The following is a 10,620-nucleotide window of genomic DNA, read 5'->3' on the forward strand; positions in this document are numbered from 1 at the left end:
CGTTCGCCGAACACCCCGCGGGCGTGCGGGGTCCGCCGCGCAGCGCGCGACGGCGTGCCGTCCGGGGCGCGGACGGTCAGGGCAGGGCCCGAGGGGTGATCAGCCGGCGAGGACGCCAGGAGCGCGGGGCCGGGGGCGGCCGGGCGCGTGGGGATCGCTCTGGGTGACGAGCGGCGGGACGTCGTCGGCGCGCCGCACGACGGGTGCGGTCACGGGCACCAGCCGCGGGGCGGTCGCCGTGGCGCGGGCCACGAAGCTCAGCGCCATCGCGGCGAGGCCGGCGGCGCCGACCAGGAGGAGCAGGGTCGTCAGCGTCGGGGTGCCGAGCAGGACGGCGAGCGACGACGCCGCGTCACGCGCGAGCACCAGCAGGGCGTCACCCATGCTGCCTCCCCTCGTGGACCTCGAACCGCCCCGCCACGATAGCGCGCGCTCGTCAGGTCTCGTCAGGTCTCGTCGGCGAGCCGGGCGAAGGTGGCGAGCGGGCCGGCGAGCACGCCGCCCTCGACGGGCAGGGTCACCCCCGTGATCCACGCGGCGTCGTCGGACGCGAGGAACGCGACGGCCGCGGCGACGTCCTCCGGCTCGCCCACGCGGCCGAGCGGGTACATCGGCGCGAGGCGGTCGGGGCCGCCCTGGTCGTCCCAGACGCGGGTGCGGATCGTGCCGGGCGCGACGACGTTGACGCGCACGCCGTCCGGCCCGAGGCGGACCGCGAGGTTCTTCGCCAGCACGCCCAGCCCGGCCTTCGCGGCGGAGTAGGCGTCGCCGCCGAACGCCGCGAGCCCGTTGACCGACCCGACCAGCACGACGGCGCCGCCCGGGCGGGTCAGGTGCGGCGCCGCGGCCCGCACCACACGGGCGGGGCCGGTGAGATTGAGGTCCACCGTGGCCGCCCAGTCGGCGTCGGTGCCGCCGTCGAGCTGGTCCGGGTGCGGCAGCGCGCCGCCCGCGACGTTGACCAGCGCGTCCAGGCGTCCGTGCCGGGTGACGGCGGCCGCCACCGCGGCCTCGACCGACGCGGGGTCGGTGAGGTCGCAGGGCACGACGAGCGCGCGCTCGCGGGCGGGCGGCTCGAGCCCCGCCCGCACCTCCTCGGCCGCGGCGGCGTCGACGTCCGCCAGCACCACCGCCGCGCCCTCGGCGGACAGGCGGCGCGCGACGGCGGCGCCGATGCCGTGCGCGGCCCCCGTCACGAGCGCGACGCGCCCGGCGAAGCGGTCCGTCGCTCTCCCCCGCCCGCCGTCCCGCATCAGGCGCCCACGTAGTCCGCGAGGTGCTCGCCGGTCACGGTGGACCGGGCGGCCACGAGGTCGGCGGGGGTGCCCTCGAACACGAGCGTGCCGCCGTCGTGCCCGGCGCCGGGGCCGAGGTCGATGATCCAGTCCGCGTGCGCCATCACGGCCTGGTGGTGCTCGATGACGATCACGGTCCTGCCGGCGTCGACCAGCCGGTCGAGGAGGCCGAGCAGGTTCGCGACGTCGGCCAGGTGCAGACCGGTGGTGGGCTCGTCGAGAATGTACGTGCCGCCCTTGTCGCCCATGTGCATGGCGAGCTTGAGCCGCTGCCGCTCGCCGCCGGACAGGGTGTTGAGCGGCTGGCCCAGCTTCACGTAGCCGAGGCCGACGTCCTCCAGGTGGGCCAGGATCCGGTGCGCCGCCGGGATCTTCGCCTCCCCCTCCCGGAAGAAGGCGTGCGCCTGCGCCACGGACAGGTCGAGCACGTCGGCGATGTTCTTGCCGCCGAGCGTGTACTCCAGCACCGACGCCATGAACCGCTTGCCGCCGCAGTCCTCGCAGGGCGTCTCGACGGTCTCCATGAAGCCGAGCTCCGTGTAGATGCGCCCGTTGCCCTTGCAGGTGGGGCACGCGCCCTCGGAGTTCGCGCTGAACAGGGCCGGCTTCACGCCGTTCGCCTTGGCGAACGCCTTGCGGATCGGCTCCAGCAGGCCGGTGTACGTGGCGGGGTTGGAGCGCCGGGAGCCCTTGATCGCGCCCTGGTCGACGACGACCACGCCGTCGCGCCCGGCCAGGTTGCCGTGGATCAGCGAGCTCTTGCCGGAGCCCGCGACGCCCGTGACGACGGTGAGGACGCCGGTCGGCACGTCGACGTCGACGTCGCGCAGGTTGTTCTGCGCCGCGCCGCGGATCTCGAGCGCCCCGGACGGCGTGCGCACGGACTCCTTGACCGAGACCCGGTCGTCCAGGTGGCGGCCCGTGAGGGTGCCGCTCGCGCGCAGCCCCTCGACGGTGCCCTCGAAGCAGATCGTGCCGCCGTCGGTGCCGGCCCCGGGGCCGAGGTCGACCACGTGGTCGGCGATCGCGATCGCCTCGGGCTTGTGCTCGACGACGAGCACCGTGTTGCCCTTGTCGCGCAGCTCCAGGAGCAGGCCGTTCATCCGTTCGATGTCGTGCGGGTGCAGGCCGATCGTCGGCTCGTCGAAGACGTACGTGACGTCGGTCAGCGCCGACCCGAGGTGCCGGATCATCTTGGTGCGCTGCGCCTCGCCGCCGGACAGGGTGCCGGCGGGCCGCTCCAGCGACAGGTAGCCCAGCCCGATCTCGACGAACTTGTCGAAGAGGTGCAGCAGCGCCCCGACGAGCGGCGCGACGCCCGGCGCGTCGATCCCCCGCGCCCACGCGGCGGCGTCCGTGATCTGCATGCGGCACACGTCCGCGATGCCGGCGCCGTTGACCTTCGCCGACCGGGCGGACTCGTTCAGCCGGGTGCCGTCGCAGGCCGGGCAGGGCACGAACACCGCGGCCCGCTCGACGAACGCGCGCACGTGCGGCTGCAGCGACTCGGGCGCCTTGCTGAACATCGACTCGCGCAGCTTGGGGATGAGGCCCTGGTAGGTCATGTTCATCCCGAGCGCCTTGATCTTCCCCTTCTCCTTGTAGAGGAAGTCGTGCCGCTCGGCGTCCGTGAAGTCCTGCACCGGCTTGTCGCCGTCGAGCATCCCGGACTCGGAGAAGCCCTTCACCATCCAGCCGTCGGCCTTGTAGCCGGGCACGAGGATGGCGCCGTCGTTGAGCGACAATGACTCGTCGACGATGACGGACAGGTCCAGGTCGGAGACGGTGCCGCGGCCCTCGCACTCGGGGCACATGCCCCCCAGGTACACCTGGTTGCGCACGACCTTCTTCTCGACCTCGCCGCCCGCCTTGCCGGTCGAGAACACGCCGCTCGCCGTCGACGTCGGGATGTTGAACGAGAACGCCGTCGGCGGCCCGACGTACGGCTCTCCGACGCGGCTGAACAGGTTGCGCAGCATGGCGTTCGCGTCCGTGACGGTGCCGACGGTGGACCGCACGTTGGCGCCCATCCGCTCCTGGTCCACGAGGATCGCGGTGGTGATGCCCTCGAGGACGTCCACGTCGGGGCGCGGCAGCGACGGCATGAAGCCCTGCACGAACGTCGAGTACGTCTCGTCGATGAGCCGTCGCGACTCGGCGGCGATGGTCGCGAACACCAGCGAGCTCTTGCCCGAGCCCGACACCCCGGTGAACACGGTGAGGCGGCGCTTGGGGATCTCGACGTCCACGTCGCGCAGGTTGTTCTCGCGCGCGCCCTGGACGCGGATGACGTCGTGGGCGTCGGCGGCGTGCGACGACGTCGCGGCAGGGCGGGATTCCGTGGCAGTCACCGTGGTGCTCCTTCGGGTGGTGGGTGCGGTCGGACGCGGGTGGTCAGACACGGGTGAGCGGCAGGTGCGGCGGAGGCGGCAGCACGACGTCGACGACGTCCCCGGGCCGGACCACGCCGCCGCGCGACACGATGCCCATGACACCGGCCAGCCGCACCACCTCGCCGTCGTCGCCGCGACGCAGCAGCTGCTTGAGCAGGCCGGGCTGGAAGTCGTTGATCCGCTGGCAGGGGTTGCGCAGGCCCGTGACCGTCACGACGGCGTCGCCGACGGTCAGCCGGGTGCCCACGGGCAGCGAGAGCAGGTCGATCCCGCGGGTGGTGACGTTCTCCTCCAGGTCGCCGGGCGCCACGTCGTGGCCGGCGGCGGCGAGGAGGTCGAAGAGCTCGGCGTGGATGAGGTGCACCTGGCGCAGGTTCGGCTGCGAGGCGTCCCGGGCGACCCGGCTGCGGTGCTGCACGGTGACCCCCGCGTGCGCGTCGCCCACGACCCCCACGCCCTCGACCAGCACGATCCGGTCGACGGACGGCTTGCTGAAGCCGTGGACGCCGCTCGCGTGCACCGCGACGACGCTCGCCGTCGTGCCGGACGACGGGGTGGCGGGCGAGGGGTCCGTCACGGTCACCTGTGCTCCTTCGGTCTGCGGGTCCGGCGGCTCGGCTCAGCCGTGCAGCTCTGCCAGAGCCTTGTCGATGCGGCGCGCCTCTGTCGAGGGCTGCCGGGCCCCGTCGACGACGCGTGGCTCGGTGCCGGGCGCCGGCTCGTCGACGGACCGCCACCGCGTGACCGCTCCTTCGCTGCCGTCGGCACCGGTGACGGTACGCCGGGTGAGGCGCGGGAGCCCCGGGACGCACACGTCAGGCACCGGCCGGGACGACGCGGGCGACCGGGTGGGCCACGGCGCTCACCCGACCTGGTCGATGCGGACCATGTTGCCCGCGGGGTCACGGAAGGCGCAGTCGCGCACGCCCCAGGGCTGCTCGGCGGGCTCGGAGACCACCTCGGCGTCGGCGGCCTGGAGCCTGGCGAAGACGCCGTCCAGGTCCTTGGTGCCCAGGATGATCGACTGGTAGCTGCCCTTGGCCATGAGCTCGCGGATGGTGCGGCGCTCGTCGTCGGTGACGCCGGGGTCGGCGGCGGGCGGGGTGAGGACGAGGCGGGTCTCGGGCTGCGCCGGCGAGACGAAGGTCAGCCAGCGCATCTCGCCCTGGCCGACGTCCTGGACCAGCTCGAAGCCGAGCAGGTCGCGGTAGAAGCCCAGGGAGGCCTCCGGGTCGGTGTGCGGGAGGAAGGTCGTGTGGATGGTGATGTCGATGTCGTTCGTGGAGTCGCTCATGACATTCACGCTAGGTGGAGGTCCACGGCCGGCGCTTCTCGATTCCTGACCGGTCGGGTCACCTGCTTCGTGACGCACGAGGGCAGCTCCCCCGCCTCCGACGACCGCGCCCGCCGGGCGTACTCGCTGGGCGCCATCCCGACCAGCTCCGTGAACCGCGTGCTGAACGTGCCGAGCGAGGAGGACCCGACCTCGAAGCACACCTCCGTGACGCTCAGGTCGCCCCGCCGCAGCAGCGTCATCGCCCGCTCGATGCGCCGCGTCATGAGGTAGCTGTACGGCGACTCCCCGAACGCGGCCCTGAACTGCCGGCTCAGGTGCCCGGCCGACATGTGCACGCCGCGGGCCAGCGCCTCCACGTCCAGCGGCTGCGCGAACTCCCGGTCCATCCGGTCGCGCACGCGCCGCAGCAGCGCGAGGTCACGGAGCCGGTCGGCGTCGCTGCTGGTCACGATGCGATGCTTCCACGGCCGGCCGGCACCCGCGCGCCGCTGAGATCACGGCGTCGCCAGCCGGGCGTGCAGGTGCATGTCGTGCCAGCCGTCGAGGTGCCGCACGGACTGCCGCAGCACGCCCTCGGCCTCGAAGCCCGCCTTCTCGGCGACGCGGCACGACGACGGGTTGTCGGTCGAGTGCACCAGCTCCAGCCGGTGGAAGCCGGCGGCGAACGCCCACCCCGCCGCCACGACCAGCGCGGCGGGAGCCACCCCGCGGCCCCGGGCGGCGGGGGCCGTCCAGTACGCGACGGCGCCCACGCCGTGCGGGTCGAACGTCTTGACGGCCGTCCGGCCCAGCACGACCGAGTCGTCGGTCGCGTCCGCGACCGCCCAGCTCGACTCGCGACCGTCGGCCCAGCCCGCCCGCCAGCCGTCGAGCACCTCGCGCGCCTCGTCGTCCGACTCCAGGACGCGCACGTGCCACTGCTGGATCGCGGCGTCGGCGTAGACGGCGCGCACCGCAGCCGCGTCCTCGACGCGCCACGGCCGCAGCCGCGCACCCGCCGCGGGCACGTCGAGCACCGGCTGCTCGGGGTCGGTGAAGGGCGCGAACGTCACGGGCAGCAGGGTGGGCACGCGGCGATCCTGGCACCGTCGTCGGCCGGCGCGCCAGCCCGTTCGTGCTGTTCAGCGGCGCGAGCCGAGGGTGCCGAGACCGCGCACGACGACGTCCGCGACGGTGGCGGCGTGCCGTCCGTCCGGGTCCAGCTCGGGGTCGAAGACCGTGACGGACGCGCCCAGCGCCCACGGCGCGAGGGTGCGGAGCAGCTCGACCAGCTGGTCCGGGTCCAGCCCGCCCGCGTCCGGGCTGTCGACGGCGGGCATCCATGTCGGATCGAGCACGTCGACGTCCACCTGCAGCCAGAACCCGCCCGCCGTGCCGACGGCCGCCAGCACCCGGTCGCCCGCCGCCGTCCCGCCGACGCGGATCACCTCCGCGGCCGGGACCACGTCGGCCAGCAGGCCCCGCACCTCGGCGGCTTCCTCGTCGTCGTCCCGGCACCCCACGTGCACCGCCCGGGCCGGCTCGACGTACGGACCGAGCCCGTCGACGTCCGCGACCTCCGGCAGGTGCAGCCCGACCGCCGCCGCCAGGTCCTCCCCCGCCAGGCTGCCGTAGGCGTCGCTGTTGCCGGGGTGCCGGAAGTCGGTGTGACCGTCCACGTGGACCAGCCCGGCTCCCGGGCGCGCCGCCAGGGACCGCAGCGCCAGGCCGGCGCCGACCAGCAGGCTGCAGTCGCCGCCGAGCACCAGCGGCGTCCGCCCCTCGTCGACCAGCTCCACGATCCGCCGGGACAGTCGCCGCGCGTGGTCGACGACCGCCGCCTGGTTGCGGATCGTGCCGGGCGGCCGGCGCCCGTCGTCGTCCACGTACGGCCCCGGCTCGACGATGCCCGCGTCGACGGCCCCGGCGGACGCCAGGCGCCGGTGCAGGCCCGCCGCGCGCAACGCCTCGGGCGCGCGCCACGTGCCCGGCAGCCTGCCCGGCGCCGGCGGGCGCAGGCCGAGGTTCGTGGGGGCCGACAGCAGCGCGATCACGCCGCCAGCGTGGCAGGTCACCCGTGGTCGTGCAGGGCGGCCGCGCCCCGCGGCCCGTACCCGTCGCCCACCGCCGGACCGGAGGCGTCGTGCCCGGCGTCGTGCCCGGCGTCGTGCCCGCCGCGCCCCGAGAGCGCGGCCGACGGCCCCGGCCGCGCGTCGGACCCCGGCTCGACGACGAGGAGCTGGCCCATCATCCCCTCGTCCTCGTGCAGCAGCATGTGGCAGTGGTACATGTACGGCAGCACGTCGTCCGTGTAGTCCTCGAACCGCAGCAGCAGCCGGTAGGTGCGGCGCGGCTCCAGGTAGACGGTGTCCTTCGGGCCGGCGAGCTCCGGCGGCGGCGCCTGCCCGTCGATCGTGAGGACCCGGAACTGCACGTCGTGCACGTGGAAGCTGTGCGGCATCGGGATGGTGTTGCGCACCTCCCACACCTCGGTGCTGCCGACGGTCGCGACCTCGTCGATGCGGCCGGCGTCCATCCGCTCGCCGTTGATCGTGCGCTCGTCGAGGTCGAACGTGCGGGTCACGGTCGCATCCTCCTCGTGCAGCGCGTCCTCGGCCGCGTGCCGCGAGCGCCCCCACGACGGCTCCGGCGACGGCGCCAGCTCGTCCGCCGCGCGCAGCTCCAGCACGTCGAACGCGTCGTTGCCGCCCATCGCAAACGGCGCCGCGACGCCGCCCAGGTCGGCCTCCGACGAGCGCAGCCGCGCGGTTTCCCCGGGCTCCATCGCGACCACCACCTCGGCCCGCTCCCCCGGCGCCAGCCGGACGTGGTCCAGCCGCACCGGGGCGTCGAGGAGGCCGCCGTCGGTGGCCACGAGGTCCATCTCCCGGTCCGCGAACCCGAGCGCGTACGTGCGCGCGGTCGACCCGTTGAGCAGCCGCACCCGCACCCGCTCGGTCGTGACGCGCTGGTACGCGCCGGCGACACCGTTCGTCACGACCGTGCCGCCGAGCGTGCCCGGCTCGCCGCCGTCGTCCTTCAGCACGAGCCGCCCGTCGTCGCCGATCACCTTGTCCTGCACGACGACCGGGACGTCGTCGACGCCGTACTCCTGCGGCAGGTCGGCGGCGCGCGACGCGTCGTCGTCGAGCAGGAACAGCCCGGCGAGGCCGCGGTACACGTGCTCCTCCGTCTCGCCGTGCGGGTGCGGGTGGTACCAGAGCGTCGCGGCGGGCTGGTCGATCGTCCAGGTGGGCCGCCACGTGGCGCCCGGCTCGACGGGCTGGTGCGGGCCGCCGTCCATCGCTGCAGGCAGGTGCATGCCGTGCCAGTGCACGCTGGTCGTGACGTCCAGGTCGTTGGCCACCTCGACGGCGACCTTCTCGCCGCGCTCCGCCCGCAGCGTCGGGCCGAGGTAGGCCCCGTCGAAGCCCCAGGTGGGGGTCTCGACGCCGGGCAGCAGCTCGGTCGTCCCCTCCTGCGCGGTGAGGCGGAAGGTACGGACGCCGTCGGCGACGGTCGACTCCGCGAGCGGCGGGATCGGCAGCTCGCGCGAGAACTCCGGCTCGTCGACGGGCGTCACCGAGCCGGGGATCGCCCCGCACCCTGCGGCGAGGGCCGTGACGACGGCGGCGAGCGCCGCGACCGCCGTCCACCGCCGGGTCATCGGGCGCCGCCGCGGGCCTTCTGGACGCCGAGCGCGACGACGCCGGCGAGCGCGCCCCAGCCGGCGTCCATCGCGAGCGCCGGGACCGCCGTCCACGCGGCCGCCCCCTCGCCGCCCGGCCCCACGCCGCCGAACAGCGTCGAGACGAGGAGGGCGAGGACACCGGACGCGAGCCCGGTCAGGGTCAGGGTGAGCACGGGTCGGGGCACCCGGCCGAGGCCGACGACGCCGATCCACACGACGGCGGTGAGCGCGACGATGCCGAGCACCCGCGGCGCGCCCGTGCCGCCGATGCCGGTGAGCCCGGTGAGCGGCCACAGCAGCGCCATCGAGGCGAGCCCGGCGACGTCGGGCCAGGAGATGCCGGCACGCGTCGGTGTCGAGGGCGGTGTCGAGGCCGGTGTCGAAGGCTGTGGACGGGGCTGGGGAGAAGGCAGGTTCGAAGTCATGCCCCGACCCTCCCGGCGGGCACGGGGGCGACACATCGGCGCAGGAGCGTCTCCTGCTGTCGCCCCGGGGCGACAGCGACCCTGACCGTTCACCCACCCGTCGTGTGCCGAACAGGCGGTTGACACCGTTATCGGCCCGATTCGTGCGCGATAACGGTGTCAACCGCCTGGTCGGCGCCCTCCCGGGGCGGCGCCTAGCCTGACCGCATGACCTCGTCCGCGACGGCGCCGCCGAGCCCGTGGGTGACCGACGTCGTGCTGGCGCTGGCCTCCACGCTGGTCGTCGCGGTCGTCATCGCGGCCGACCCGTCGGGCCAGGGCGACGCCGGCGCGGCGGCATACCTGTTCGCGGCGGGGTTCGGCGGGCTCGTGCTCCTGCGGCGGCACGCGCCCCGCACGATGCTCGTGCTCACGTTCCTCGGGGTCTGCGCCTACTACGCGCTGGGCTTCGCGCCGATCGGCATGGTGCTCCCCGCGGTCGCGGCGCTGTACGCGGCGGCGGAGCGGGGCCGTACCGCCTGGTCGGCCGGGACCGGCGGCGTGCTCGTCGCGGTCGCCACCTGGTTCCGCGTGACCGGCGACGACGTCGACCCGTCCGTCGCGCTCACCGCCTACGACCTGGTCACCAACGTCGCCCTCACGGCCGCGGCGGTCGCGCTCGGCGTCGCCGTGCGGCTGGCGCGCGAAGCCCGCGAGCGGACGGCGCTGGTCCGCGACCTCACGGCGGCGGAGGAGGCGCACGCCGCGCAGGAGCGGTTGCAGGCGGAGCGGCTGCGCATCGCCCGCGACCTGCACGACACCGTCGGGCACGAGCTGTCCGTCGTGGCCCTGCACGCGGGGGTGGCGCAGGAGGCCGTGGGTCGGGACGACGACGCCGCCCGTGCCGCGCTCCACCAGGTGCGGGAGGCGGCGTCGGGCACGCTCGACGAGCTGCGCGCCACGGTGAAGGTGCTGCGGTCGGCGGCACCCGAGGCCGCGCCGCGCGGGGCGCTCGGCCTGTCGGGCCTCGACGCGCTGGTCGCGCCGGTGCGGGCCGCCGGCGTCGAGGTCGAGGTGGTCGACACCGTCGCGCCCGGCGTGCTCAGCGACGCGATCGACGCCGCCGCCTACCGCATCGCCCAGGAGGCCCTCACCAACGTGCTGCGCCACGCGGACGCCCGGCACGTGCGGGTCCGAGCCGCCGTCGACGACGGGCGGCTGCGCCTGAGCGTGACCGACGACGGCCGCGGCACCGGGCCCGCGCCGGGCCCCGGCACCGGGCTGGCGGGGATGCGCGAGCGCGCGGGCCTGCTGGGCGGCACGCTCACCGCGGGCGACGTGCCGGACGGCGGGTTCGCCGTCATCGCGGACCTCCCGGCGACGCTGCCCCGCTGACGCGCCGGTCCTCGGCGCGGCAGTTCGTGCTCGATGCGGCAGTTTCGGGGGGGGGGGGGGGGGGGGGCGGGCGGGGGGGGGGGGGGCCCCGCGGGGGGGGGGGGGCGGGCCCGGGGGCCTGCGGCCCGCCCCCCTCGCCGCCGCGCCGCCGGGCCCGCGGCCCCGA

Annotated in this window: 11 protein-coding genes; 1 reads left to right on the top strand and 10 read right to left on the bottom strand. The window is 75.4% G+C overall.

The genetic code is table 11. The annotated features are described in order from the left end of the window. Positions 1-99 precede the first annotated feature (99 nt). From ACH436_RS13495 to ACH436_RS13540, 10 genes are all read right to left on the bottom strand, one after another. Positions 100-384 (bottom strand): DUF6412 domain-containing protein, encoded by a 285-nt coding sequence (locus ACH436_RS13495; RefSeq protein WP_430560706.1) that lies wholly within the window; start codon positions 382-384, stop codon positions 100-102. A gap of 62 nt (positions 385-446) precedes the next feature. Next, a complete protein-coding gene (locus ACH436_RS13500) occupies positions 447-1,253 on the bottom strand; it encodes an SDR family NAD(P)-dependent oxidoreductase (protein WP_430560707.1) in 807 nt (268 codons plus the stop codon). Then, on the bottom strand, positions 1,253-3,646 hold the full coding sequence (locus tag ACH436_RS13505; protein WP_430560708.1) for an ATP-binding cassette domain-containing protein: 2,394 nt from the start codon (positions 3,644-3,646) through the stop codon (positions 1,253-1,255). Before ACH436_RS13505 ends, ACH436_RS13500 begins: the two co-directional genes overlap by 1 nt. A gap of 43 nt (positions 3,647-3,689) precedes the next feature. After that, positions 3,690-4,271: an MOSC domain-containing protein gene (locus tag ACH436_RS13510; protein ID WP_430560709.1), complete on the bottom strand. Its 582-nt coding sequence runs from the start codon at positions 4,269-4,271 to the stop codon at positions 3,690-3,692. Positions 4,272-4,550: 279 nt separating this feature from the next. Continuing rightward, positions 4,551-4,961 (bottom strand): VOC family protein, encoded by a 411-nt coding sequence (locus ACH436_RS13515; protein ID WP_430561024.1) that lies wholly within the window; start codon positions 4,959-4,961, stop codon positions 4,551-4,553. A gap of 26 nt (positions 4,962-4,987) precedes the next feature. After that, a complete protein-coding gene (locus ACH436_RS13520; protein WP_430560710.1) occupies positions 4,988-5,434 on the bottom strand; it encodes a helix-turn-helix transcriptional regulator in 447 nt (148 codons plus the stop codon). Between the two features lie 45 nt (positions 5,435-5,479). After that, the gene (locus tag ACH436_RS13525) at positions 5,480-6,055 is read right to left on the bottom strand and encodes a GNAT family N-acetyltransferase (RefSeq protein ID WP_430560711.1); all 576 of its coding nucleotides are present in this window, start codon (positions 6,053-6,055) and stop codon (positions 5,480-5,482) included. 51 nt (positions 6,056-6,106) lie between these two features. After that, a complete protein-coding gene (locus ACH436_RS13530) occupies positions 6,107-7,018 on the bottom strand; it encodes an arginase family protein (RefSeq protein ID WP_430560712.1) in 912 nt (303 codons plus the stop codon). 17 nt (positions 7,019-7,035) lie between these two features. Next, positions 7,036-8,631, bottom strand: coding sequence for a multicopper oxidase family protein (locus ACH436_RS13535; protein WP_430560713.1), 1,596 nt, complete (start codon positions 8,629-8,631; stop codon positions 7,036-7,038). Continuing rightward, positions 8,628-9,080 carry a hypothetical protein gene (locus tag ACH436_RS13540; protein ID WP_430560714.1) on the bottom strand — a complete coding sequence of 151 codons (453 nt, stop codon included), beginning with the start codon at positions 9,078-9,080 and terminating at the stop codon, positions 8,628-8,630. The genes ACH436_RS13535 and ACH436_RS13540 overlap by 4 nt, the downstream gene beginning before the upstream one ends. A 207-nt stretch (positions 9,081-9,287) precedes the next feature. Here ACH436_RS13540 and ACH436_RS13545 point away from each other — a divergent pair, with 207 nt between their 5' ends. After that, the gene (locus ACH436_RS13545) at positions 9,288-10,454 is read left to right on the top strand and encodes a sensor histidine kinase (protein ID WP_430560715.1); all 1,167 of its coding nucleotides are present in this window, start codon (positions 9,288-9,290) and stop codon (positions 10,452-10,454) included. Positions 10,455-10,620 lie beyond the last annotated feature (166 nt).

Origin of the sequence: Isoptericola sp. NPDC019693, assembly GCF_044389085.1 — a bacterium.
In the GTDB taxonomy this organism is placed as follows: Bacteria; Actinomycetota; Actinomycetes; order Actinomycetales; family Cellulomonadaceae; genus Isoptericola.